The sequence below is a fragment of the Microbacterium sp. Beta genome (assembly GCF_005502545.1).
Classification (GTDB): domain Bacteria; phylum Actinomycetota; class Actinomycetes; order Actinomycetales; family Microbacteriaceae; genus Microbacterium; species Microbacterium oxydans.
In genome coordinates, this window is sequence record NZ_SCOG01000034.1 from 1 (window position 1) to 25034 (window position 25034).

Sequence of the window (25034 nt, forward strand, 5' to 3'; positions counted from 1 at the left end):
CCCCCCCTCTCCCCGCCCCGGCGCCGAGACCCACACTCGCCGTCGAGACCCACGGCTCTAGACGCATGCGGGCGTGGGTCTCGACGCGGGCGATGGGTCTCGGCGTCGAGCGCGGGAAGAAACTTCAGTATTCGGTGTTGCTAAGTACCGGTACTCAGTGTTACTTTGTACCGGTACCCAGCATCACTGAGTACCAAGCGAGAGGAAAGGAGAGACCGATGGGCAAGCAGATGACCGAGATGCTCAAGGGCACTCTGGAGGGCATCGTTCTGGCCCTCCTCGCCGAGCAGCCGGCATACGGGTACGAGATCACCACACGCATCCGCGACCACGGATTCACCGACATCGCCGAGGGCACGATCTACGCACTCCTCGTGCGCATCGAGCAGAAGAGCCTCGTCGACGTCGAGAAGGTGCCGAGCGAGAAGGGTCCGCCCCGCAAGGTGTACACCCTCAACGCGCAGGGCCGGCAGGAGCTCGAGGAGTTCTGGAAGACCTGGGATTTCCTCAAGACGCACATCGAACAGCTGAACAGCACGAACACCGACACCACGAACAAGGAGAACTGATCATGGCCGCAAAGTGGATCGAAGCACTCACCGGATCGCTCGAAGAGAAGAAGCTGTACAAGCAGGCACAGGCCCGCATCAACGCACTGCCCGAGCCGTACCGGGAGATGGCGAAGGCTCAGCAGCGCTACAACATGTACTACGGCGGCGTCACCGACGGCGACACCATCGTGAAGATGTTCCTCGACATCGCCGACATCTGGGAGCGCGCCGCACTCGACGGCACCCCGGTCAGCGCGATCGTCGGCGACGACCCCGTCGAGTTCGCCGAGAACTACGCCGCGGCGTACGGCGGACGGCAGTGGATCGACAAGGAGCGCACGCGCCTCATCAAGGCGTTCGACGACGCGAAGAAGAAGGAGAACGAGTCATGACGAACACAGCCATCTCGGTGCGCGGCATCGAGAAGTCCTACAAGGATCTGCACGTGTTGCGCGGCGTCGACTTCGAGGTCGAGAAGGGCAGCATCTTCGCGCTCCTCGGCTCGAACGGTGCCGGCAAGACGACCATGGTGCGCATCCTCTCCACCCTGCTGAAGTCGGATGCCGGCACGGCGACCGTGCAGGGCGTGGATGTGGCCGCGAACCCGGTGGGAGTGCGCGAGCGCATCAGCCTCACCGGACAGTTCGCCGCGGTCGACGAGATCCTCACCGGACGCGAGAACCTGGTGCTGGTCGCGAAGCTGCGGCACCTGCCCGACGCCGGGAAGGTCGCCGACGACCTGCTGGCGACGTTCCGCCTGACCGATGCCGGCAGCCGCAAGGTCGGCACCTACTCCGGCGGCATGCGTCGCCGGCTCGACATCGCGATGAGCCTGGTCGGACACCCCGAGGTCATCTACCTCGACGAGCCGACCACCGGCCTCGACCCCGAAGCCCGCATCGAGGTGTGGGACGTGGTCAAGGAACTCGCGAACACCGGCACGACCGTGCTGCTCACCACGCAGTACCTCGATGAGGCGGAGCAGCTGGCCGACCGCATCGCGATCCTTCATGAGGGCCGCATCATCGCGAACGACACCCTCGCCGGACTCAAGCGCCTGCTTCCGGCCGCGAAGGTCGAGTACGTCGAGAAGCAGCCCACCCTCGAGGAGATCTTCCTCACCCTCATCGGCCCCTCATCCGGAAAGGAGAAGGCAGCATGACCACGCACTTCGCCGCCGACACGGCGACACTCACCGGCCGCTCCATGCGGCACATCTTCCGCAGCCCCGACACGATCATCACCACGGCAGTCACCCCGATCGCCCTGATGCTCCTGTTCGTGTACGTCTTCGGCGGCGCCCTCCAGCAGAGCACCGGCGTCGACAACTACGTGAACTACCTGCTCCCCGGCATCCTGCTCATCGCGATCGCGTCGGGCATCGCCTACACGGCGTTCCGGCTGTTCACCGACATGCAGAGCGGCATCTTCGAGCGGTTCCACTCCATGCCGATCGCCCGATCGAGCGTGTTGTGGGCCCATGTGCTCACGTCCCTCACGGCGAACGCCATCACCCTGGCGATCATATTCGGCGTCGGATTCCTCATGGGCTTCCGCACCGGGGCGAGCTTCTGGGCCTGGCTCGGAGTCGTCGGCATCCTGATGCTGTTCACGCTGGCACTCACCTGGCTGGCGATCATCGCGGGCCTGAACGCCAAGACGGTCGACGGCGCGAGTGCCTTCTCGTACCCGCTGATCTTCCTGCCGTTCATCAGCTCGGCGTTCGTGCCCACCGACACCATGCCGGCACCGGTGCAGTGGTTCGCAGACAACCAGCCCGTCACCTCGATCGTCAACACCATCCAGGCGCTGTTCGCGCAGGAGCCGGTCGGGTCCGAGATCTGGGTCGCCCTCGCCTGGTGCGTCGGGATCCTCGTGGTCGCCTACGTGTTCGCGATCATCTCCTACCGGAAGAAGGTCAGCTGATCGACGCCAAGCGAGACGGAACGCTCCGACCGGGTCACTCGCCCCGGCCGGGGCGTTTCGCCGCGCTCGGCGGCCCGCAGGCCTTTCCTTCTGCTCCCGTCAGGAGCGGGTCCGAGGGGCCACTCGCGCGATCGAACCCAGGCCTCAGACCGTGCGGAGCACGGCCGTGGGCGACAGGCGCGCGGCGCTGATCGCGGGATAGAGCCCGGCGATCACCCCAACCACCAGCGCCACGGCCGGGCCACCGAACAGCACGACCGCAGGGATCGTCACCGCCTGCCCCTGGATCGAGGCGTAGACGACGACCCCGAGCGCGCCGACCGCGGCTCCGGCGAGGCCCCCCAGCCCGCCGAGCACGATCGCCTCCGCCACGAACTGACCCGCGATCTGCCCCGAGCGCGCGCCGAGCGCACGTCGAAGACCGATCTCGCCGCGCCGCTCCAACACCGCCACCACCATGGTGTTCGCGATGCCGATCCCTCCGACCAGCAGAGCGATCGCCGCGAGTCCGACCGCGAGGCCGGACAGCGAGTCATCCGCGGTGTCCCGCGCACCGGCGAGGTCGCCGAGTCCGGTCACCTGCACATACGGGGAGGACGGATTCGCCGCACGGGCGATCGCATCACGGACCTTCTCTCCCGTGCCCCCGTCGGTCATGCGCACGTAGATCGAGGCGATCGTGTCATCGCCCTTCGCCGACACGTGCTCGGCCGCCCAGTGATCGCCGAGGAATGCACTCGCATCGATCGATTCGGCGAGTCCCGCCGAGTCGAGGATGCCGATCACGGTGTACCACTGCTCGCCGATCCAGACCCGCACGCCCGGCTCGGTGATGCCCATCCGCGCAGCCGCCGCCGACCCGAGCACGGTCACCGGCAGCGAGCGGTCGGTCTCGTCGAACCACGACCCCTTCGCGACCGACCCCTCCACCGACGACAGGAAGTCAGGACTCGCCGCATACGCGGTCAGCCCGTTGCCCTGGCTCTTCGGCATGAGGTCGTTGCGGTACACGCCGGTGTCGTCCGGCACCTTCTCGAGCACCCCAACCTGCTCGACCCCCTTCACCCTCTCGATCATCCCGGCGGCCGTCTCGGGCAGCGCGACGGGCTTGTTGTCCGGCCCGTACCCGGGCTGCACCACGATCATGTTCGCCCCGAGGGCGTCGAGCTTGGCCAGCAACTCTGCCTGGTTCGATGCGGCGATGCCGGTGATGGCTGTGAGCGCCGCGATGCCGACCGCGACGCCGAGCGCCGACAGGGCCGTGCGCATCTTGCGACTGCGCGGTCCGATGAGTGCCGTGCGGATGCTGTCCGCGACACTGAGTCGCGGCATCCGCTCCCCTCTGCGTCTCATGCGGCGACCTCTTGCTTCACGCGCGAGCCGGTGTCGCTCACGATCCGGCCATCGTGGATGCCGACCTGCCGCTGCGTGCGCTCGGCGATGTGCGGATCGTGCGTGATGATCACGACGGCCGTGCCGGAATCGGCGATCGAGGTGAGCAGTTCGAGGATGCGATCGCCCGTCGTCGAGTCGAGCGCACCTGTCGGCTCATCGGCGAACAGCACCGACGGAGCGCCGACGATCGCCCTGGCTATCGCCACGCGCTGCTGCTCACCGCCGGACAGCTGACCGGGTCTGTGCTTCATGCGTGCGCCGAGGCCCACCCGCTCCAGCGCTGCGGCCGCCCGGGTGGAACGCTCCGCCGACGGCACGCCGGAGTAGAGCAGACCGAGCGCGACGTTGTCGAGCGCGCTCAGTGCGGGCAGGAGGAAGAACTGCTGGAACACGAAGCCGATGCGGCGAGCGCGCAGCACGGCACGCTCGCGTTCGGGCAGAGCCGCGGCGTCGGTCCCATCGATCAGCACGGTGCCGCTCGTGGGGTCGTCGAGGGTGCCCATGATCGAGAGCATCGTGCTCTTGCCCGATCCGGATGCTCCGACCACGGCCACCAGCTCACCGCTCTCGATCGCGAGGCTCATGCCATGCAGCACGCGCAGCGGCGGGTTGCCCGGGTACTCCTTGATCACGTCGACGAGCTCGACCACCGTGTCCGGGCTCATTGCGCCACCACCACGGCATCGCCGGCGGCGAGTTCTCCGCCCGTGACCTGCACCTTGGTGTCGGCGATCAGTCCGACCTCGACGGCGACGCGTTCGACCTTTCCGCCCTTGCGCAGCACGTCGACCGCGTATCCGCCGTCGGTCGTCGCCACCAGGGCTGTGACCGGCACGACCAGAGCATCCTTCACCTCCGACGTCGCGAACACGACCTTGACCGCGCGCAGCCCGATGCCCTCGGCGACGGCCGGGTCGTCGAATTCGACGTCTGCGGTGGGCGGAGTGGTCTCGCCCTCCTTCTCGGTCGGCTGCCCGCCGGGGTCGACGGCGGTCACGGTCGCCGGCGCCTCCGTCCCGTCCGGCAGGATCACGGTCACCTTCGTGGCGGGCAGGATCTCGCGCGCCTGTGCATCCGTCAGCTTGGCGACCACGCGCAGCGTCGTGCTCGTGTAACTGAGCGGACTCGACCCCGCCGGGTCTCCTAGCTTCGCCGTGACCGACTCCACCCGCACGGATGCGGCGCTGATCGCGACGACGTCACCCAGCTTCACGATGCCGTCCTGCGGCACCCCGAGCGACTTCTGCCACGCCTTCACGTTGGTCTCGGTGACCGCGGTGAACTCGTCGTCGATCGTCATGTTCTTGCCGAAGCCGAGATCGGCGAGAGCCTGTTCCAGCTGCCTGACATCCGGCCCCTTCTCCGCGCCGAGGCCCAGGTCGCGCCAGAACGGACGGTCCCCCCGCATCGCGATCACCGGCTTCCCGTCCACTTCGTAGATCGCCTGCCCGACACCGATCTGCTCCCCCGCCGCCGGCAGGCGGGTGATCGTGCCGGCACGGCCCGGCAGGGCGACCGACGCCCCGTAGCTCAGGGTTCCGTTGAGGCGCAGATCGGAGGTGAGCGTGGTGAGCTCCGCCTCGACCGTCACCGGCGCCTTCTCCTCGTCCGGTGACTCGGCCACCGAGCTCCAGGGCTGCAGCACAGCCACGGTCACGGCGGCCGCCACGAGCAGCATTCCGACCGGGACGAGCACCTTGGTCAGCCGGCGGCTCATTCGTCATCCTTCGACGGAAGGACGGTGGCGGCGGAGACCATGCCCTCGAAGTACTCGCTCATCACCGCGAACCAGTCGAAGTCGACGGCTTCGATGCTCTCCTGTGTGAACATCGGGGGCATGTCGCCCGTGGTGTCCGCGCAGGCTTCGAGAAGCGTGCGCGCCTCGTCTTCACTGATCCCCTTCGGCAGGGTGAGCATGCCGTCAGCATCGGGGTCGGCGAAGTCGGCGAAGCCGTTCTTTCTGGCGCAGGAGGCGAAGGCGAGACCGGACTCGATGATCTCCTCCGGCGAGATCATCTGCGTCTGCGCTCCGGAGTCCGAGATGTCGGGCTTCGGCTGCGTGAACTCGGGGACCTTCTCTTCACAGGTCTCCCACGCGGCGCGCTGCCCGCCCTCCTCCGGGTAGCCCGATGCCGCAGTCGATGCGAGCCACGTACCGTCGTCGTCCGAGAAGACCATCGTCATGGCGAGGTCCTCGTCGTCGCCCGAGCCCGCTTCGACCGACATCATGCCGCCCGTCGAGGTGCCGCTCGCGGGACCGTCGGGCATCAGCATCCCCACCTGTCCCCCCTCGACGATCTTCGCGGTCTGCCCCTCCTCGGTGAGGCAGGTCACGAACCGAGCGGCCGCCGCATCGTTGGCCCCGTCCTTCGCCTTGTCGTCTCCCGATGGTGCGCTGCACGCGGCGAGCGTGAAGAGTGCGAAGACAGCGGGGATCGCCGCCCACGATCGGACTGCTCTCGAATCGAACATGAGGTTCCCTTTCTCGCGGTCGCAGCTCATCCGCGACGTGCAGTCAGTTCTACGGAGGCGGTGGTTTGCTGTCGGTATGACGGCGCCTAACCGGAAACTAACCGCGGCACACGCACCCTCGGATGACGGAGGTGCCATGCGACTGCTGCTGGTGGAAGACGAGGCCGACCTGGCCGACACGCTCGCCGACGGCCTGCGCCGCGAGGGCTACCTGGTGGAGGTCGCCCGTGACGGAGCCGCAGCCCTGACCTCCGCGGCCTCGAACGATATCGACGTGATCGTGCTCGACCGCGACCTGCCGGTGCTGAGCGGCGACGCGGTGTGCCGCACTCTGGTCGCGCAGGAGTATCCGGCGCGCATCCTGATGCTCACGGCCGCCGGGACCCTGAACGACCGTGTCGAAGGTCTCGACCTCGGCGCCGACGACTACCTCGCCAAGCCGTTCGCGTACGTGGAGCTGCTGGCCCGCATCCGAGCGCTCGGCCGTCGTGGCGGATCTGCGCGGACGAGTGCCGTGCAGGAGTTCGCCGGAGTGCGCCTCGACAGCGCTCGACGCATCGTGGAGCGCGACGGCAGCCCGATCCGGCTGACGCTCAAGGAATTCGGGGTGCTCGAGACGCTTCTCGCCGCGGAGGGCGGCTACGTCAGCGCGGACGACCTCCTCGACGAGGTGTGGGACGAACCGCAGGAGCGCACACGCGGTGTGGTCAAGATCGTGGTGCACACGCTCCGACGCAAACTCGGCTCGCCCGAGGTGATCCACTCCGCGGCAGGACACGGCTATCGAGTGGGGACGACCGCATGAGACGTATGAGCTTTCGCACCCGACTGGTGATCATCATCACCGCGGTCTTCATCGCGGCCGGTGCCGCCCTGCTCACCGTGCAGTACCTCGTGGTGCAACAACTGTTCTCCACGGCCATCACCACCACCGAGGCCAGTTGCCTCCCGATGTCGGCGGTCCTGCAGGTCGGCGAGGGGTCGAGCGCGACCGATGGACCCGACGTCAGCGAGGTGACTCCGCTCCCCGACAGCAGCAGCGTCCTCTGGGGCCAGGCCAGCACCGGGTGCGGGTACTACGCCGGATCCATCGACGCGCAGCTCGCGGTGCCGTCCCAGACCCTGACCTTCGACGCCGTGGAAGGCGCGGTGCTGCAGCAGTCGAGCTTCCTCGCCGACGAGGTGGGCAACGGGCTGCTGCTGTGGTCGGTGGTCGTGCTCGTGGCCTTCACCGGGGTGGCCGCCGCGATCGCGTTCTGGCTCGCGCGCCGTTCGCTGGACCGCATCGGAGAGGTCACGGCCGCCGCGCGCGACATCTCCGAACGCGACCTCGGCCGACGTCTCGCCCTGCCGGGGCCCGACGACGAGATCAAGGAGCTGGGCGACACGATAGACGGGATGCTCGACCGGCTGCAGTCGGCGTTCACCGCCCAGGACCGCTTCGTGGCGAACGCCTCGCACGAGCTGCGCACCCCGCTGACGACGACGCGCACCGCGCTGGAGATCCCCCTCGAACAGGGAGCGGTGCCGGCGGACCTGCAGGCCAACATGCAGCGGGCACTGCGGGCGACCGAGCAGAGTGAGCGGCTCATCACGGCGCTGCTCGCCCTCGCGCGTGCCCGCACCGGCCTGGAAGAGGTCGAACCGGTGGAGCTGCGCACGCTCATCGAAGACCAGGTCGACGACCTCGACGCCCAGGAGATCGAGGTGCACACGAACCTGCGCGACCTCACGGTCGAGGGCGATGCGGTGCTGCTGGCCAGGGCCGTGCGCAACCTGCTCGAGAACGGCATCCGCCACAACGTGCCCGGCGGTGAGCTGTGGGTGCGCTCCCGACGGGAACGCGGACGAGCCGTCATCGAGATCGAGAACACCGGGGCGCAGATCACGCCTGCCACCGTGCAGCTGCTCACCGAGCCGTTCTACCGCGGCGATGCGAGTCGCACCTCGGCCGGCCCGGACGGCACCGGGCTGGGACTCGCGATCGTGCAGAGCATCGCCAAGACCCATGGCGGCGAGGTGCGCCTGCGCGCCCGTAAAGGCGGCGGCCTGATCGCCGCGATCGTCCTCCCGCTCTGACCCGGCCTACTTCCGGTCGCCCCGACCGACGACCTCCATGCGCTGCGTAAACGTCATCCGGTCCTGCACGACCCGCTCCGGGTCCCACCCCGGACCGGGCGTCGAGGCGATGAGGAGCTGCGAGTACGGGTGTTGCGGGCTTCGCAGCACCTGGCCGGTCTCTCCGTGTTCGACGACCGTGCCGCGGAACAGCACGAGCACGCGGGAGCAGAGCTCGCCGATGACGGCGAGGTCGTGACTGACGAACAGATAGCTCACCCCCGACTCCCGCTGGATCTCGGCGAGGAGCTCGAGCACCTGCGCCTGCACGGAGACATCGAGTGCGGACACTGCCTCGTCGAGCACGACGAGACGGGGAGACACCGCGAGGGCGCGCGCGATCGCGACGCGCTGTCGCTGACCGCCCGACAGCTCATGGGGCTTCGCGTCAGCGTGCCGCTCGGTGAGCCGCACGCGATCCAGCAGTTCGCCGATCGTGCGGTCGGGGTGCGACCCCGTGCCCTGCTCCCGCAGCCTCAGGGTTCGCCGCAGCGCCTCGCGCACGGTCAGCCGTCGATCGAGCGACCCGTTCGGATCCTGGAACACCATCTGCACCGCACGAGCCCTCGCAAGACGCTCGGCTCTGCCGCGCGGTCGACTGAGGCGGTCGACGCCGTCGATCACCGCGGACCCCGCGTCGGCGCGTTCCAGACCGACGAGGATCCGAGCGATCGTCGACTTGCCCGAACCCGACTCACCGACGAGGCCGAGCGCCTCACCCGATTCGATGGCGAAGCTCACGTTGTTCACCGCGACGACGCGCTCGGATCCCGGACCCATCCGAAAGGCCCGATACAGCTCGGAGACCTCCACCAGACTCATGACGCCTCCTTCGTGTCGAGTACAGGGGCCGCGGCGATCAGCGAGAGCGTGTACGGATGAACCGCGTCCGCGAAGAGCCCCGGCTTCGTGAGCGTCTCGACGATCTCGCCCTGGCGCAGGACATGGATCCGATCGCAGATCGCCCCGGCCAGAGCCAGGTCGTGGGTGATGAAGAGTACGCCGAGACCACGTTCTCGGATCTGGCGTTGGAAGATGGCGATGATCTCGGCCTGCGTCGTCACGTCGAGCGCACTCGTCGCCTCATCGGCGAGCAGGAGCGCGGGATCGGTGCTCAATGCCGAAGCGATGACCACGCGCTGGAGCATGCCGCCCGAGAGCTCATGCGGGTACTGTCGCATTCGCCGCTCCGGGTGGGTGAGTCCCACCGCGGCGAGGAGCTGGACGATGTGCGCCTCGGCGCGGCCTCGTCGCCAGCCGTGCACGCGGACGAGTCGTTCGGCGAGTGAATCCCCGATGCGACGCACGGGGTTGAGCGCGGAACGCGGATCCTGCTGCACCAGCGAGACGGATTCGGAGCGCACGCGCCGCCGGGTCTTCTCATCGGCCGCTACCATCTGGGTCCCGTCGACGCGGATGCTCCCCGCGATCGTCGCCTCATCGCCGTAGAGGGCGAGGGCCGCGCGCGCCGTCGTCGACTTGCCCGAGCCCGACTCCCCGACGAGCCCGACGAGCTCGCCGCGGTCCACCACGAGGCTGACGCCGGTGAGGATCCGAACCGCGTCGTCGCCTTCGCCGAATGCCAGATCAAGGTCCTGTATGTCGAGGAGCATCATTCATCCCTTCGCAAGCAGTCGGTCGGCCACGCGCACCCCGGCGACGTTCACCGCGATGACGACGATGGCGATGGCGGCACCGGGGACGAGCGTGGGAAGGAACTCCCCCTGGATGATTCCGGGTTGCCCCTCCTGGACCATCAGGCCCCACTCCGAGCTCGGAGGCTGCGCCCCGAACCCGAGAAAGCTGAGCGTCGCGAGACTCATGAGGGCTTCGCCGAAGAGGACGACGAGATACCCGACGAGCGGAGGGAGCAGATTCGGGATGACTCCGCGCACGCAGATCGTCAGGCCGCCGAGCCCCTGAACCCGGTACGCGTCGATGTAGGGCCGCGTCATCTCGCTCAGAGCCAGGCTGCGCGTGTACTTCGCGATGACCGGCGCGTATGCGAACGCGAGCGCCACGATCGCCGTGGCCGGTCCCTTGCCGAACACGGCGATGACGAGCACGACGAAGAGCAGTCCGGGGAACGCGAACATGACGTCGGTCACGCGGGCCAGGACCGTATCGATCCATCCGCCTCGCCACGCCGCCAGGACACCGATCGCCACCCCGAGCACGGTGGCGAGCGCGAGCAGCACGACCGGTCCGACGAGTGTCTCACCCGCTCCGATGAGAAGCCGGGAGAAGAGGTCGCGCCCGAGCTGGTCCGTGCCGAGCAGGTGCTGTGCGCTCGGTCCTTCCCAGATCGCGGCGAAGTCGACGCTGTCGGGCTGGTAGGGGGCGAGGAGCGGGGCGAACGCGGCCGCCGCCGCGATGAGTGCGAGAAGGCCGCAGGAGATCCAGAAACCGAGCTCGGATCCGGACCGCCGACGGCGGCGCAGCCGCGGGAGGATCACGGAGGTCATGCGGACACCGTCCTTCGTCGGATACGGGGGTCGAGCACCGGAAGGAGGAGATCGACGATCGTCGTGACGATCATGTAGGCGACGACCATGAAGAGGAGCACCGCCTGCACCACCGGGAAGTCGTGCGTGTTGATCGCGTCGACGAGGAGCGAGCCGACGCCGGAGATCCCGAACACCGTCTCAACCGCGACCGTTCCGGCGATCATGCTCGCGATGACGAGCGCGACCATGGTGATGATGGGGCCCCAGGCCCCGCGCAGGACATGATCGCGCACGATGTACCGCTCGCGGAGACCCGAGGCTCGGGCGGCCTCGACGTGTTCCGAGGAGAACTGCTCGATCATGGACTGTCGTGTCACGCGGCTCACGATGGCGAGCGCGGTGATGGCGAGGGTGAGCGCCGGGAGCGTGAGCGCATACAGACGATCGAGTCCAGCGGAACCCGCACCTGCCACGGGGAACCATCGCAGTTCCACGGCAAAGAACGCGACGAAGGCGATTCCCAGCACGAAGGAGGGGATGCTCGCTGCGAGAGTCGTGAATCCGATGATGGCGGTATCGGCCGCCTTTCCTCGGCGCACGGCCGCGACGATGCCGAGGCCGATGCCGACGACCGTGAGCACGACGGCCGCGTAGGCGACGAGCGACAGGGTGATGGGCACCCTCGCCGCCAGGAGCGCGCTCACGGGCTGGTGGTACTGGAACGACTGTCCGAAGTCGCCGGTGAGGACTCCGGAGGCCCAGTGCCAGTACTGGACGAGCATCGGCTCGTCCAGGTGGTACTGGGCCCGGACGCTCGCGATCCGCTCCGGGGTCAGGTTCTCGGGGTTGCCGATGAGGAACGTGACCGGGTCACCCGGCGCTGCGTACATCGCAGCGAAGATGATGAAGGAGGCGATCACCAGCGTGAAGACCATGCCGGCGAGCTTGCGGAGCGCGAATGGCATCGTGACTACCCCTTCGCGCTGCCGAGATCGACGGCCCACGGGTAGTAGATGAACGCTGCAGAGGCGGGGACACCCGTGACCGCCTTCGACATGATGAGCGTCGACGGCGTCGCGACGACCGGGATCCACACCGCGTGCTCCACCCAGCGCTTCTGCAGCTCTGTCGTGATCTCGGCGCGCTCGACGTCATCCGTCGCGGCGTAGCCCTCGTCGACGAGCGCATCGTACTCCGGGTCGGAGAAGACGCCGAAGTTCACGCTCGCATCGGACGCGCCGTTCTTGTAGAAGCCGAGGGGGTCGTTCTTCGAGATGTAGTACTCGTCGGGCCACAGATCGGCCTGGCCTCGGAGGTCGGGGTCGGAGTAGAAGTCGCCGTACTGCACCTGCGGGATCACGGTGATCTCCGCCTCGAGCCCGATCGATTGCGCCGCGGCGACCAGCGCATTCGCGATCACGTTGTGCGTCGAGGAGCCGTTCGAGGCGACGACGATCGGGGCGGAAGGGGCGCCGGCCTCGGCGATCAGGTCCTCGGCCGCCGCGAGATCGGCCTCGCTCGGCTTCGCGGGCGCGCCCTCGAGAGCGTCGTAGGCCTGCTCGAAGGTGTCGGCCTCGTATCCCCAGGCTCCCGAACCGACGGGTGTCTTCCACGGCTGGGCGAGACCGCCGAAGGCAGCCGTGGCGACGCCGGTCCGGTCGAGGGCGAGCGAGAGGGCCTGCCGGATGCGCTCATCCGTCAGTGCGCCGCGATCGGTCGTCTCGAGCACCCACGCGTTCGTCGACGGGCCTTGATAGACGGACACGTCCGCGCTCCCGATGAAACTCCGCGCGGCGCCGGCGTTCTCGAGGAACGACCCCTGGGCCTCGCCCGTCGTGACCGAGTTGGCTATCGCGGTCTCGTCGGCCCATCGGAAGACGACCTCGTCCGTGAGGGCATCGACGTCGGAGTTCCAGTACTCGGGGAACCTGGTGATGGTGAGCTGCGACCCCGCGTCCCACGACGTCACCTGGTACGGCCCGCTGCACGCGGAGGCGGAGCCGGGGCTGCCGAAGTCCTCCCCTTCGGCCTCGATGACGCGCGGGTTCCAGACGATACCGCCGTCGCCCGCCATCGCCTGGAGCAGAATCGCATCCGGCTGCGATGTCGTGACAGTGATCTGGTCGGTGCCGGTCTGCTCGATCGAGACCACGTTCCGGTACTCGTCGGATTCGGCGGCACCGTCCTCGGAGTGGCGCTGCATGCTCCACACGACGTCCGCCGTGCTCACGGGGCTGCCGTCGTGGAACAGCGCCCCCTGCCTGATGGTGAAGACGAGATGGGTGTCGTCGGTCCACTCGGCGTCCGATGCCAGCCCGGGACCGAGGGTCAGGTCGGGCTGCACCTGCATGAGCCGGTCGCAGACGTTCGCGAGAACCGTGTCGTCGGCGGTGGTGGCATCGATGTCGGCATCGAGTGTCGTCGGCTCGCCGCCGAGCATCCACGTCACGCTCTCGAGCGGACCGGAGGCGGCGGGTGTCGTCGCACCGAAAGGCACGTCGAGGGCGGCGTCGCCGTCTTCGCCCTTCGACCCCGAACTGCAGCCGGCGAGCACGAATGCCGAGGCGGCGAGCACGCCGATCGTCACGGTGATGGGGTGATGCTGCTTCTTCATTGAACGCTATCTCCTCGGGTTCTCAATCTGTCGGTCAGGGGGAGGGGAGTTCGTCGTGCGGGCCGTCGTAGAGATTCCAGGGCAGCACCTCGTACTCGGTTTCGCAGGGGAATCCGTTCGCGACGCGGTATTCGCCGGTGGTGAGGTCGACACAGCTCGAGAGGAGCGTCGACCACTGCTTCACCGAGGGGGAGTCGGGATGCGGATGTGTGCAGACGCCCTCGGGGAAGCCGAGGTGATCCGACATCGCCTCACGCACGAGCGCGTAGCTGTGTTCGGGGTTCTCCGCACGAGCGACCGCCGCCAGCCCGGCCTGGACACGCGGCAGACGAAGCAGCGAATCCGCTGCCACCGGAAGGTAGGACCCGGCGAGCTGCGGCGGCACGGAAGCCTGGAAGTGGTTGGTGTGCGCGATCACGCCGCGTTCGGGATAGATCCAGTCCACGCCGCTCGGCGTGGTCTCGAGGTCGATGCCGAACCCGCTGCGGTCGGCGAGGAGCGCATTGCTCGCGATATGGGGACGGGTCTTGACCAGCATCCTGAGCGCGCTCGCGATATCGCCCTGATCGAGTACGAGCCGGCGGATCAGGGTCTGCGGCACGCCGACCGCCGCCCCGAAGCTCCCCCCGAGGCCGTTGGCGTTCAGCGAGATACCGGCGGAGTTGGCACCGTGGCGTCCCACCTGCCCGGCTTCCACCTGCATGATCACCGTGGGAAGCGGATCCTGCACGACGCGGACGATGAGGGTCGTTCCCGCGGTGCGCGTGCGCCAGTCCCAGTTCTGCCCGACGAGCGTGTGCCCGGTGCCGCTGCCCTCACCTGTCAGGAAGAACGACGTGCAGCCGTCGACGGCGTCGTCGCGCTCGTCGTCGGCGGCACGGGCCGCGGTCCTCGTGACTCGCGACGGTCCCTGGTGGTCGTAGACGAATTCGCCGCGCACGTTCAGCGTGACGATCTCGGCGAAGGCGACACCCGCCCCCTCCGCGATCCCCCGCATCTCCTCGACGAGGTGCGGCGCGATCTGCTCGCTGATCGGAACCCATCGCGAGACGGAATCCGTGATCCCGGCCCAGCTCATGCCGGTCTGTTGGGTCAGCGCTTCCGTGTAGTACTCGATCGAGCCGGCGATGAGGTCGGCGGCGGCCTCGCCGTATCGGCGCCCGCGCTCGCGGGGCGCCCCACTGATCTCGATCGTGCGGATCGGTGTCATGGCCGCCATATGACCTCCCTGTCAGGTGCGCCTGTTGCGCAATGAGGTTGCACCCGGGATGATTGAACCATCCGTTACGGATGATGCGCCTCTCGAACAGAATGATACAGCAATGGAACCGTTTGTAACAAGCGATACAGAGAACCCTGCGCTCTCCGGCCTCCGCGCGCGCATCGCCAGGACGTGGAACGACCTCTCGAAATCCGAACGTGCCGTCTGTCGCGTGCTCTCATCGACGTCAACTGAGCACATCCTCTATGCGAGCGCCGCCGAACTGGGCACCCAGAGCGGCACCTCGAACGCCTCCGTCGTGCGCACCCTGCAGAAGCTCGGATACTCGGGGCTCTCACATCTGAAGCAGGAGGTGGCCGCTCCGTTCTCGAGCAGCGTCTCGCCCGAGGTGCGCCTCAAGACCCGCATCGAGCACATCGGCCAGGACCTCGCCCGCATCCAGCAGGAGACCTGGGATGAGGCGGCGTCGCTCATCGAACTCGCACGCAGCTCGAACGACGACGCTGCGTATTCCGCCGCCATCACGCTGCTCATGCGCGCCGAGAGCATCTACTGCTACGGCCTCGGTGCCTCCGGGATCGCCGCTGACAACCTCGCACTGCGCCTACGACGGACGGGACTCTCCACTCGGCGGCTCAGCACCGACGGATTCCGTCTCGCAGACGAGGTCCTGAACCTCGAGGCGAAGGACGTCCTCGTGATCTTCGCGCCTGGACGGGTCACCCGCGACATCGACGTACTCCTGGACCACGCACAGTTGATGGGCGCCGGCGTCATCCTCGTGACCGACGAGCTCCACGAGAGGCTCTCCTCCCGTGTCGACGCGATCCTGACCGCACCCCACACCCCCACAGGACTGACTTCCGAGAGCCTCTCGGCGATCCTCATCTCAGACGTACTGGTCCAGGGCATCTCCGCTGTCGCGCCCGATGCGGCATTGCGCTCTTCGCAGCTGCTCAACGACGTTCGGGCACGACTGGGTTACTGAGCCCCCGGCCGCTGCCCCCCTCTCACACGGCTCCGGTCATACGTCAGTTCTGCATGGAGATCTGCTGCCCTTCGACGAGCGGGTAGGCGACCAACTCGGAGCCATCGAGGTCCTCACGGTGCATGTCGACCCCGGTGATCTGGCTGTTCTCATAGGTCGTGTAGTAGTAGATCCCCTTGTCGGCGTTGCAGCATGACGAGTAGATGGTGATCTCGTACTTCTCCTCGTCGCCCACTTGCACGCATCCGCGCTGCTGGGCGACGGAGCCGAGGATCTGGAAGAACTGGCTGATCGACTCCGACTCGGAGCTCCCCGAAACGGAGTTCATCCGCGTGAACACCGCCTTCACGAATCGTGATGACGACGACAGGTCCCCGGGGAGACCCATCCCGCCCATCCCCCGGCTGTAGGTATCCAGAGGCACGTCAGGGGCGAACGTGTTCTGCGGCTGCCGGGTCGACAGATGCATGTAGTCGTTCAGCCGGAAGCTCTGGATGTCGAACGTGGGATTGTTGGTGAGAACGCCCCAGGGATTGTCGTACACCTTCAGGCCGTCATGGACGCTCTCCACCGTGATCGAGGCCGCACCGTCCGAGATGATCCAGTGCAGCGGCGACAGCGGGAACTGCGCGCTGAACGAGATGTCGGCGAGGTTCACGGTCTCCAGCGCTTCCTTCACCTGCGCCACGGAGTCGAACTGCCCCAAGACCCACGGGATGAACTCGAAGGGGGTGACGTTGGTCGCCTCGGAATCCTCCGCCGGGTAGTACGCGTTGTCGGGGAAGTTGAGCCCGGCCATACCGAGCCCCTTCTCATTGACCGCGTCGTAGTACAGCGGGTACCCGTCCGAGATCGTCGCGATGCCGATGATCGCGTGATGCGTAGGCATGGACACAAGTCGGCGGAACGGGAACGAGAAGTTCCTCGGCGTGATGGTGACCGTCTCGTTGTACGAGAACTCGAGATCGAGATTTCTCCCGAAGTAGTGGTCGACGGTGGTGAAGCTCAGTCCTGTGCACATCGTTCCCTCTCCGTTCCGGGGCCCGGTCGGGTCCTCGAACGGCCATCGTCGCACTCGTGGTCGCCCAGTGTAAGGGGGGTGACGCAAGCGCGAAGGAGGGCCTCCCGGCGCGGGAGGCCCTCCTTCGTGAAGCGGGAGCGGTGTCAGCTGGTGACGGTCCAGTCGAACTGGTCGCCGTACTGCTTCAGCCACTCGTCGACCGCGTCGGCTTCCTTGCCCTCGCCGTACTCGTTGACCACGAGGTCTTCGAGCGCACCGTACTGCTCGTCGTCGAGCTTGATCTTCTCGATCAGCTCGGCGGCCTCGGGGAACTCCTCGGCGAAGCCGTCGGTGCCCAGGAAGTGCAGGCCCTCGGCCTTGCCCATCGCACCCTTCGGGTCCTCGAGGTCCTTCACGGGGAAGGCGTCGTTGGCCCAGAACGGACGCCACAGCGTCACGACGATGTCCTCCTGCTTGTCGGTCGCGGTCTTCAGCTCGGTGAGCATCGCCGCGGTCGACGAGGTGACGAGCTCGTACTCGCCATCGAGACCGTACTCGGGCATCATCTTCTGCGTCTGGGCGGTGAGGCCCGCGCCCGGCTCGATGCCGTAGATCTTGCCGTCGAACTCGCCGCCCTTGCCCACGAGGTCTTCGATCGAGTTCAGCTCGGAGTACTCCGGAACCGCGAGCGTGAGCTTGGCGTTCTCGTAGTACTTGCCGAGGTCTTCGATGTCGTCACCGTACTTCTCCATGTAGGAGGCGTGGGTGAGTTCCGGCCACGCCGAAGGATAGATGTCGACGTCGCCCTGGGCGAGCCCGGTGTAGAGCGGGCCTGCCTCGGTGAGCGTCTTCATCTCGACCGTGTAGCCGATCTTCTCGAGCTGGTCCTGCAGCAGGTAGGCGGTGCTCAGCCCGTCGGTCCACGAGGGCAGGAAGCCCAGCGTGATGGTGCCCTTGTCGTCGCCGCTGCCGTCGCCGCCGCCCGTGCCACCGGCGCCGTCGCTGCTGCAGCCCGCGAGGGTGAGCGCCGCTGCGGCGCCGAGTGCGGTGATTGCGAGGATCTTCTTCTTCATGTGATTTCTCTCTCTTGCGTTCCGTATGGGTGTTGTTCCGTAGGGGATGGGACTCAGTGCACGAGTTCCGGGTTCGCGGCGTCCTGCTGCGCGGAGGTCTCGGGAGCGGGAACGGATGCTGTTCCGCCACCGTTTCCGCGCGGGGTGCGACGCCGTGCGAGCATGCCGAGCAGCGACGAGCGGTTCTCGCCCGGAGCTCCCAGCGCCGCGGTGACCCGGTCGAGGAAGACCGCGATCAACACGACACCGAGGCCGGCCTCGACGCCCTTGGGGATGTTGATGGTCGAGATCGCCTCGACCACCATCTTCCCGAGGCCGTCCGCTCCCGCCATTCCGGCGATGACCGCCATCGACAGGGCGAGCATGATGACCTGGTTGACGCCGGCCATGATGGTCGGCATCGCGAGCGGAAGCTGGATGCCGCGGAGGATCTGGCCCGGCTTCGCGCCGAACGCCTGACCGGCCTCGACGGTCTCGGAGTCGACACCGCGGATGCCCAGCTCGGTCAGACGCACACCTGGGGGCAGGGCGAAGATCACTGTCGCCACGAGGCCGGGCACCACGCCGATGCCGAAGAACACGATCGCCGGGATCAGGTACACGAAGGCCGGCATGGTCTGCATGAAGTCGAGCACGGGCTTGAGCACGGCGCGGACGGTGGCGTTGCGCGCCGACCAGATGCCCAGCGGCACGGCGATCAGCACCGCGATGATGGCGGCGACGAGCACGAGCGCCAGGGTCTGCATCGCGGGAACCCACAGGTCCATCCCGACGATCAGTCCGAACGACACGACCGTGCCGATCGCGAGCTGCCACGAGCGCACGACCCAGGCGATGAGCGCGGCGATCACGATGATGACCACGAAGTTCGGGGCGAGCAGGATGCTCGTGAGGCCGTCGACGAGGAAGCTCATCACGAACGAGATCACGTCGAGCAGACCGTCGAGGTTGTCCTTGACCCAGTCGACGACGGACTCGATCCAGGTTCCCACGGGGATGCGGAAGCCATCCATCAGCGCACCTCCTCCGTCTCGACCTGGGTTCCTGAGCTTGTCGAGGGGCCCGGGTCGGCGGTCCACCCGTCATCGAGCACCGCATCGATCTCGGCCTGCGGCATCGGCATCAGCGGAAGCGTGATCTCCTCGGTCGCGCCGGGTCCGGGACCGAGGGCGGCGAGCAGCGTCACGCGCGGGATCACCCCGACCAGACGGCCTTCGGCATCCGTGACCGCGAGCGGCAGGGGAGACTCGACGGCCGGCACGAACAGGTTCATGAGCACGTCGTCCTCGCGCACGCTCTGCAGCACGGGCTTGATGATCGAGTCGAGCGTGGTCGCACCGTTGCGCACGAGCTTCACCGCGTCACGGTCGGTGACGACGCCGACGAGCTGCCGGTCCTTGCCGACCACGTACGTGGCCGACATGTAGGCGTCGCGCATCTGGCGCAGGGCGGTGCGGGGTCCCGCGGTGTGCGGCACGACGGGGCGCGGGCGCTCCATCACGTTGGCCGCGGTGAGCACGCGGGCACGGTCGACGTCCTGCACGAACTGCTCGACGTAGTCGTTGGCCGGGTCCATCAGGATGTCTTCCGGTGTGCCGATCTGCACGATGCGGCCGTCGCGCATCACGGCGATGCGGTCACCGAGGAACATGGCCTCGTTCAGGTCGTGCGTGATGAACACGATGGTCTTCTGGAGCTTCTGCTGCAGTTCGAGCAGCTGTTCCTGCATCTCGCGCCGGATCAGGGGGTCGAGCGCGCTGAACGCCTCGTCCATCAGCAGGATGTCGCTGTCGGCGGCGAGCGCACGGGCGATGCCGACGCGCTGCTGCATACCGCCGGAGAGCTCGGACGGGAGCTTCTCGCCCTGTCCCTCGAGTCCGACCAGCGAGAGGATCTCCTCCGCCTTCGCCAGGCGATCGGCCTTCGGGGTGCCCTTGAGCTCGAGCGGGTAGGCGACGTTCGCGGCGACCGTACGGTGCGGCAGCAGGGCGAAGTGCTGGAACACCATCGAGATGCGGTCGCGACGGATCTCACGGAGTCGCGACGACGGGATACCGGTGATGGGGTCGCCGTTCACGGTGACGGTGCCGTCAGTGACGTCATGCAGCCCGTTGAGCATGCGGATGATGGTGGACTTGCCGGATCCCGACAGGCCCATGATGACGAAGATCTCCCCGCGGTTCACGGAGAAGCTGGCGTCGATGACCGCGGCAGTGCCGGCATCCGCGACGGCGGTTCGGCTCTCACCGGCCTTCAGTCGACGGACGGCGGCGTTCGGATTCTTACCGAAAACCTTGTACAGATTGCGCGCTTCGAGAGCGATTTCGGACACGTTTCCCCTGCGGCTCGCCTTCGGGTGGCTGAGCCTGCTTCGGTTACGCCCGGGTGATCCCCTCAAGGCCGTTCGACATGTCTGCTGTGGCGGCACGGACGGCGGATTTCGGATCCACCGCGATAGAGCATCGACCGTACGTCCACGCCTCTTCGCAGCACAGCTCATCGAAAGAAGGACGTGGTCGCGGACTGGTCTTCGGGCCGTCAGGCCCACAGACCAACGTAACGAAATGGCCGATCAGGGGCAAATCCCGGTCGCGCGGGGCGGCCTCGTTTCGGTGGCTGACCGGGGGATTGCACGGGTATTCAACAATCGCTCCCGCGGTGGTTCCGCGGTCAGGAATCCGAGGTCTGCGTGCTCCGGATGCTGCGTGTGACGGTGAATTTCGGGGTGCGTTCGACCTGCTCGGTCGACCCCACCAGTCGGGTGAGTTCAGGGCGATAGGCGAGGGAGGAGTTGTACACCGTGAAGAGTTCTCCGTCGGGCCGGAGCACACGCGCCGCGGCCTCGAACAGCCGCGTCGCCGCTCCCGTGTGCACGCTCGCGCCGAGATGGAACGGCGGGTTCAGGAGCACCACGTCGAAGGAGGCATCGGGAAGCGCGGAGCCGGCGTCGTCGTGGGTGACCGTGACCCTGTCGGCGACTCCGTTCGCAGCCGCCGTCGCGCGGGCGGATGCCACTGCAGCGGCAGACCGGTCGGTGGCCGTCACCTGCGCTTCGGGGTGCGCGAGGGCATAGGAGACGGCGAGCGCACCGGTGCCGCAGCCGAGGTCGAGCACACGTCGGGCCGCAGTGTCGTGAACGAATCCGGAAGGACGTCCATCTTCCGGCCCGCTCCGGTGCGAATCGCGCCGATCCGGGGCATTCTTGCCGAGTTGCGCACCGGTCAGGCCGAGCACCTCCAGCAGCACTCGGGTTCCGATGTCGAGGCGCGGCCCCGCGAACGCGCCTCCGTGGGCGACCAGCGTCAGCCCCTCGTGCTGCGCCGCCACCGGGAACGGCCGGTCCGCGGCGGCGGGGCGCGGCTCCGCGGCCACGATCAGTCGCGACTTCCGCTCGGCGCGTTGGGCCTGCACGTGCGCGAAGCTCCGCCCCAGCACCTCGTTCTGGCCGAGGGACATGTGCTTCACGCGGCCTCCGGCGACGAGCACCACGTCGGGAGCAGCCCAGCGGGCCACGGCGTCGGCGATCTCCTCGAGTTCCGCGAGCGACTTCGGCAGCTGCAGCAGCACCAGTTTCGCGCCGGTGAGCAGGTCGGCATCGAGCTCGTGCGGGTGGAACAGTCGGCCGAAACCCAGACCATCCGTCTCACGCTCGGCGGGTTGCCCCGCGACGCGCCCTGCCGCATTGAGGTCGTCTCCGTTTCGGCCGGAAGCACCCGCAAGCCCGAGCTCTTCCGCATTGCGCTGCAGTGCCAGGCGGCCGGTCGCGAGGTCCTGATGCACGCGGATGCCGTGGCGCCCTGCCGCGGCAAGAGCGAGCGTGATCGCGCCGTACTCGTCGCCGATGACGACCGTCTCGGAGCCGTCCACGTCGAGCGCGAGCGCCCGTTCCACGAGCAGCAGGTCGGTCGCGTCATATGCCTGCAGGTTGTCCGCCTCGACGTCGGGCCAGCGGCGCAGGCGACTGTAGGGGAACTCCGGCACCAGCCCACTGTACGCGGGCGTCGTAAGGATTTCGCATGTGTTGTTTTCGCCCGATTCACAACTTTGTGAATCGGGCATACGCTCCCGCGCATGACCACCGTCATCGCCACCCGCAATCTCACGAAGCACTACGGCCACACGCACGCACTCGACGGCCTCGATCTCACCGTCGAGCAGGGCCAGGTGCACGGGTTCCTCGGCCCGAACGGCGCGGGCAAGTCGACCACCATCCGCATCCTCCTCGGCCTCGCGCGGCGCACCGGGGGTGAGGTCGAGGTCTTCGGCGAAGACCCCTGGGATCGCGCCGTCGACCTGCATCGACGCATCGCCTACGTGCCAGGAGACGTCAGCGTCTGGCCGAACCTGTCCGGGGGCGAGGCCGTCGACCTGCTCGCACGACTGCGCGGCGCCCGTGCGAAGGACGCCGCCTACCAGCACGAGAAGAAGCGCCTGATGGACGCGTTCCAGTTCGACCCGCGCAAGAAGGGCCGCGCCTACTCGAAGGGCAATCGGCAGAAGGTCGCTCTGATCGCGGCGTTCGCCGTGCCTGCCGACCTCTACATCCTCGATGAGCCGACCAGCGGACTCGATCCCCTGATGGCGGTCATCTTCCAGCGTGAAGTGGCCCGCGCCCACGCGAACGGCGCGACCGTGCTGCTGTCGAGCCACATCATGAGCGAGGTCGAGCAGCTGTGCGACCGGGTGTCGATCATCCGCGCGGGCCGCGTCGTGGAGGCGGGAACCCTGGCGGAGCTGCGTCACCTCACCCGCAGCGACGTGTCGTTCGCCTCCGCCGGCGCCACCCTCGAACAGGTCGGCCGCATCCCGGACGTGCACGACCCCGTGCAGCAGGGCGACCGCATCCGCCTCTCCGTCGACAGCGATCGCACGGCGACGGTTCTCCCCGCACTCGCCACCCTCGGCATCAGCGACCTCCGCGTCGCTCCGCCCTCGCTCGAGGAGCTGTTCCTGCGCCACTACGGCGATGACCTCGCCGGCCTCGAAGCGGCCGAAGACGGCGAGGCGGAGCACGAAGTGCCTTCCACCCGCCGCGCACTGAAGGACCGTGCGCGATGACCACGTTCGGCGTGCTGCTGAGACAGCGACTGCGCCGCGATCGGCTGCAGCTCGCGCTGTGGATCGTCGGTTCGGCACTGATGGCCTTCGCCGGATACGCCGGTGTCAGCCAGTCGTACTCGACTCTTGCCGACCGGCAGAACATCCTCGCCGCCGCGCTCGCGAATCCGGTGATCCTGATGTTCCGCGGGCTGCCGTCCGGCACCTCCGAAGGGGCGTTCCTGGCTTTCGAGGTGCTGCCGTGGCTGGCGTTCCTCGCCGCCCTCATGAGCACATTCCTCGCCGAGCGGCACACCCGGGGCGACGAGGAGGCAGGACGGGCTGAGCTCGTCTGGGCCACCCCCGCCGGGCGCCGCCTTCCGACGGTCGCGACGATCGCGCACGGGGTCCTCGCGAACGTCGCCCTGGCCCTGCTCACGGCGCTCGCGCTGGTCGCCACCGGCCTTCCGCTCGCAGGATCGGTCCTGGCGGGGGCCGCAGCGGCGTCCTGCGGCATCGCGTTCCTCGGCGTCGGCCTCCTCGCGGCGCAGCTTCTGCGCACCTCTCGAGGCGCGAACTCCCTGACGGCCTGGGCGCTCGTGGCGATGTTCCTGGTCCGCGGCATCGGCAACGCGGCGGGCACCCCGAGCGACGATCTCACCCGCATGACGAGCGCGTGGCCGGCGTGGCTGTCCCCCTTCGGGTGGGTGGAGCAGTCCCGCCCCTACGACTCCGACCTGGTCCGGCCGGTGCTGCTCGGCCTGGCCTTCGGACTCGTGCTCGCCGGCGCATCCGTCGCCCTGCAGTCGATGCGAGACATCGATGCGAGTTTCGTCGCGGAGCGCCCCGGCAGGGTCTCGGCACGGCCCGCGCTCGCCTCGCCGCATGCCCTGGTGTGGCGGCTCACGTCCGGGGCGATCGTGGGGTGGGCGGTCGGCGGAGCGATCACCGGCATCCTCGCCACCACCCTGAGCGGACTGGTCGACCGGATCTCGGGCGAGAACCCGGCCGTGGCCGACATCCTGACCAAGATCGGCGGAGCGACAGGCGGGCTCGACGAGGTCGTGGTCACCGTGTTCTTCACCCTTCTCGGCATCCTCGCCGCGTGCTGCGCCGTGCAGATCGTGGTGCGCGCACGGCAGGAGGAGGCGCACGGCACAGCCGAGGCCGTGCTGGCGACCCCGGTCGGTCGTGTGCGCTGGCTCGCCGACTACGTGATCGTCGGCGTGGTCGCGGTGCTGATCGTGGTCGCCGCCGCGGTGCTCGCCGGGTGGGTCGGCATCCGGGTGAACGGCGGCGCTGAATCGCTGTACCGCATCGTGGCGGTGGCGGGGCTCGGCCAGGCGTTCGCCGCATCGGTCTTCGCCGTCCTCACCGCGCTCGTCTTCGTGCTGCTCCCCCGCGCGACGACGGCCGTCGCGTGGAGCCTCGTCCTGCTGGCGACCCTGTTCGGGATGTTCGGTCCGTTGTTCGGACTGCCGGAATGGACGATGAACCTCTCGCCCTTCGGGGTGACCCCGGTGGTGGACGGCAGCGGCGTGGATGTGCGCGGCCTGTGGTGGCTCGTGCTCGCCCTGGTCGCGGGAGGCGCAGGAGCCCTGACCCTGATGCGACGCCGTGAGCTCGCCCCCGGAGCCTAGGAGGAGCACGATGTCTGACGACCGCGACGCACCCTCGCCCGACTCCCACCGCGGGATGGAACCCGCCGAGCAGGCCGCCGCCATGATGACCGCCGCCGGGATGCCGCGGATGCCTGCGCGCGTGATGATGGCGCTGATCGCCGCTCCCGAGGGCGGGTACACGGCCGCGCAGCTCGGCGAGCGTCTGGGCGTCTCGGCCGCTGCCGTCTCCGGCGCGGTGCGCTACCTGCAGCAGCTGCACTTCATCCAGCGTCGATCGCGCCCCGGCGACCGGCGCGACCGCTACGAGTTCGTGCACGATCCGTTCTACAGCTCGATCGTCGGGAACATGCCGGTGTACTCGCGCCTTTCCGAGTACATCGACGAGATCGCCGCGGAGCACGACGACGATCAGGGCGCCCACGACCGCGCGATCGAGCTCGCCGAGTTCTTCCGCTTCCTCTCCACCCGCATGCTGCAGATCGTCGAGGACTGGCGCGCCCTCCGCCGCGACTCCTGACCCTCGCCCCCACTCCCACACCCACACCCGCGCCCACACCCACACCCACACC

General features: G+C 68.0%; 25 protein-coding genes. 10 read left to right on the top strand and 15 right to left on the bottom strand.

Annotated elements, in window-relative coordinates:
* The first annotated feature begins 218 nt into the window (after positions 1-218).
* The 4 genes from FFS56_RS19210 to FFS56_RS19225 are packed head-to-tail and all read left to right on the top strand — an operon-like array spanning position 219 to position 2477.
* Complete coding sequence (locus FFS56_RS19210; RefSeq protein WP_046748117.1) at positions 219-569, top strand: PadR family transcriptional regulator; 351 nt, start codon at positions 219-221, stop codon at positions 567-569.
* Positions 570-571: 2 nt separating this feature from the next.
* A complete protein-coding gene (locus tag FFS56_RS19215; RefSeq protein WP_127011502.1) occupies positions 572-943 on the top strand; it encodes a DUF1048 domain-containing protein in 372 nt (123 codons plus the stop codon).
* The gene (locus FFS56_RS19220; RefSeq protein WP_127011501.1) at positions 940-1713 is read left to right on the top strand and encodes an ATP-binding cassette domain-containing protein; all 774 of its coding nucleotides are present in this window, start codon (positions 940-942) and stop codon (positions 1711-1713) included. The genes FFS56_RS19215 and FFS56_RS19220 overlap by 4 nt, the downstream gene beginning before the upstream one ends.
* On the top strand, positions 1710-2477 hold the full coding sequence (locus FFS56_RS19225; RefSeq protein ID WP_046748114.1) for an ABC transporter permease: 768 nt from the start codon (positions 1710-1712) through the stop codon (positions 2475-2477). Before FFS56_RS19220 ends, FFS56_RS19225 begins: the two co-directional genes overlap by 4 nt.
* A 144-nt stretch (positions 2478-2621) precedes the next feature.
* Here FFS56_RS19225 and FFS56_RS19230 read toward each other — a convergent pair whose 3' ends face one another.
* From FFS56_RS19230 to FFS56_RS19245, 4 genes are read right to left on the bottom strand one after another with little or no spacing between them, the layout of a single operon-like run.
* Positions 2622-3809: an ABC transporter permease gene (locus FFS56_RS19230; RefSeq protein ID WP_164734059.1), complete on the bottom strand. Its 1188-nt coding sequence runs from the start codon at positions 3807-3809 to the stop codon at positions 2622-2624.
* 17 nt (positions 3810-3826) lie between these two features.
* Complete coding sequence (locus FFS56_RS19235) at positions 3827-4537, bottom strand: ABC transporter ATP-binding protein (protein WP_127011499.1); 711 nt, start codon at positions 4535-4537, stop codon at positions 3827-3829.
* On the bottom strand, positions 4534-5589 hold the full coding sequence (locus FFS56_RS19240; protein ID WP_127011498.1) for a peptidoglycan-binding protein: 1056 nt from the start codon (positions 5587-5589) through the stop codon (positions 4534-4536). The genes FFS56_RS19235 and FFS56_RS19240 overlap by 4 nt, the downstream gene beginning before the upstream one ends.
* Positions 5586-6344, bottom strand: a complete 759-nt coding sequence (locus tag FFS56_RS19245) for a hypothetical protein (RefSeq protein WP_058630822.1) — start codon at positions 6342-6344, stop codon at positions 5586-5588. The genes FFS56_RS19240 and FFS56_RS19245 overlap by 4 nt, the downstream gene beginning before the upstream one ends.
* Positions 6345-6480: 136 nt before the next feature.
* Between FFS56_RS19245 and FFS56_RS19250 the strand changes: the two genes are divergently transcribed.
* Positions 6481-7149, top strand: coding sequence for a response regulator transcription factor (locus tag FFS56_RS19250; RefSeq protein ID WP_046748109.1), 669 nt, complete (start codon positions 6481-6483; stop codon positions 7147-7149).
* A 5-nt stretch (positions 7150-7154) separates the two neighbouring features.
* Positions 7155-8423 (top strand): ATP-binding protein, encoded by a 1269-nt coding sequence (locus tag FFS56_RS19255; RefSeq protein WP_164734058.1) that lies wholly within the window; start codon positions 7155-7157, stop codon positions 8421-8423.
* A gap of 6 nt (positions 8424-8429) precedes the next feature.
* Here the strand turns inward: FFS56_RS19255 and FFS56_RS19260 are convergent, their stop codons facing one another.
* The 6 genes from FFS56_RS19260 to FFS56_RS19285 are packed head-to-tail and all read right to left on the bottom strand — an operon-like array spanning position 8430 to position 14742.
* On the bottom strand, positions 8430-9284 hold the full coding sequence (locus FFS56_RS19260; protein ID WP_046748107.1) for an ATP-binding cassette domain-containing protein: 855 nt from the start codon (positions 9282-9284) through the stop codon (positions 8430-8432).
* Complete coding sequence (locus tag FFS56_RS19265; RefSeq protein ID WP_052748726.1) at positions 9281-10078, bottom strand: ABC transporter ATP-binding protein; 798 nt, start codon at positions 10076-10078, stop codon at positions 9281-9283. The genes FFS56_RS19260 and FFS56_RS19265 overlap by 4 nt, the downstream gene beginning before the upstream one ends.
* Complete coding sequence (locus tag FFS56_RS19270) at positions 10079-10927, bottom strand: ABC transporter permease (protein ID WP_127011496.1); 849 nt, start codon at positions 10925-10927, stop codon at positions 10079-10081.
* Positions 10924-11874 (bottom strand): ABC transporter permease, encoded by a 951-nt coding sequence (locus tag FFS56_RS19275; RefSeq protein WP_029258835.1) that lies wholly within the window; start codon positions 11872-11874, stop codon positions 10924-10926. The genes FFS56_RS19270 and FFS56_RS19275 overlap by 4 nt, the downstream gene beginning before the upstream one ends.
* 5 nt (positions 11875-11879) lie before the next feature.
* Positions 11880-13523 carry an ABC transporter substrate-binding protein gene (locus FFS56_RS19280; protein ID WP_046748105.1) on the bottom strand — a complete coding sequence of 548 codons (1644 nt, stop codon included), beginning with the start codon at positions 13521-13523 and terminating at the stop codon, positions 11880-11882.
* Positions 13524-13557: 34 nt separating this feature from the next.
* Positions 13558-14742, bottom strand: coding sequence for an acyl-CoA--6-aminopenicillanic acid acyltransferase (locus FFS56_RS19285; protein ID WP_046748104.1), 1185 nt, complete (start codon positions 14740-14742; stop codon positions 13558-13560).
* Positions 14743-14845: 103 nt separating this feature from the next.
* Here FFS56_RS19285 and FFS56_RS19290 point away from each other — a divergent pair, with 103 nt between their 5' ends.
* Entirely contained in the window at positions 14846-15733 is an 888-nt protein-coding gene (locus FFS56_RS19290) for a MurR/RpiR family transcriptional regulator (protein ID WP_052748724.1), read from the top strand.
* Between the two features lie 43 nt (positions 15734-15776).
* On the opposite strand, the gene bsh is transcribed toward FFS56_RS19290, so the two are convergent.
* The 5 genes from bsh to FFS56_RS19315 form a co-directional block, all read right to left on the bottom strand.
* Positions 15777-16754, bottom strand: a complete 978-nt coding sequence (gene bsh, locus FFS56_RS19295; RefSeq protein ID WP_127011494.1) for a choloylglycine hydrolase — start codon at positions 16752-16754, stop codon at positions 15777-15779.
* Positions 16755-16897: 143 nt separating this feature from the next.
* The gene (locus tag FFS56_RS19300) at positions 16898-17806 is read right to left on the bottom strand and encodes a glycine betaine ABC transporter substrate-binding protein (RefSeq protein ID WP_046748102.1); all 909 of its coding nucleotides are present in this window, start codon (positions 17804-17806) and stop codon (positions 16898-16900) included.
* Between the two features lie 53 nt (positions 17807-17859).
* Positions 17860-18819 (bottom strand): proline/glycine betaine ABC transporter permease, encoded by a 960-nt coding sequence (locus tag FFS56_RS19305; RefSeq protein ID WP_127011493.1) that lies wholly within the window; start codon positions 18817-18819, stop codon positions 17860-17862.
* Entirely contained in the window at positions 18819-20138 is a 1320-nt protein-coding gene (locus tag FFS56_RS19310) for a glycine betaine/L-proline ABC transporter ATP-binding protein (RefSeq protein ID WP_046748100.1), read from the bottom strand. Before FFS56_RS19310 ends, FFS56_RS19305 begins: the two co-directional genes overlap by 1 nt.
* 338 nt (positions 20139-20476) lie before the next feature.
* Positions 20477-21787 (bottom strand): methyltransferase, encoded by a 1311-nt coding sequence (locus FFS56_RS19315; RefSeq protein WP_233437359.1) that lies wholly within the window; start codon positions 21785-21787, stop codon positions 20477-20479.
* A 90-nt stretch (positions 21788-21877) separates the two neighbouring features.
* On the opposite strand from FFS56_RS19315, the gene FFS56_RS19320 reads away from it, so the two are divergent.
* The 3 genes from FFS56_RS19320 to FFS56_RS19330 are packed head-to-tail and all read left to right on the top strand — an operon-like array spanning position 21878 to position 24982.
* Positions 21878-22864, top strand: a complete 987-nt coding sequence (locus tag FFS56_RS19320) for an ABC transporter ATP-binding protein (protein WP_046748099.1) — start codon at positions 21878-21880, stop codon at positions 22862-22864.
* Positions 22861-24483, top strand: a complete 1623-nt coding sequence (locus FFS56_RS19325; RefSeq protein ID WP_127011491.1) for an ABC transporter permease subunit — start codon at positions 22861-22863, stop codon at positions 24481-24483. The genes FFS56_RS19320 and FFS56_RS19325 overlap by 4 nt, the downstream gene beginning before the upstream one ends.
* Positions 24484-24493: 10 nt before the next feature.
* The gene (locus tag FFS56_RS19330) at positions 24494-24982 is read left to right on the top strand and encodes a helix-turn-helix domain-containing protein (protein WP_052748722.1); all 489 of its coding nucleotides are present in this window, start codon (positions 24494-24496) and stop codon (positions 24980-24982) included.
* Positions 24983-25034: the final 52 nt, after the last annotated feature.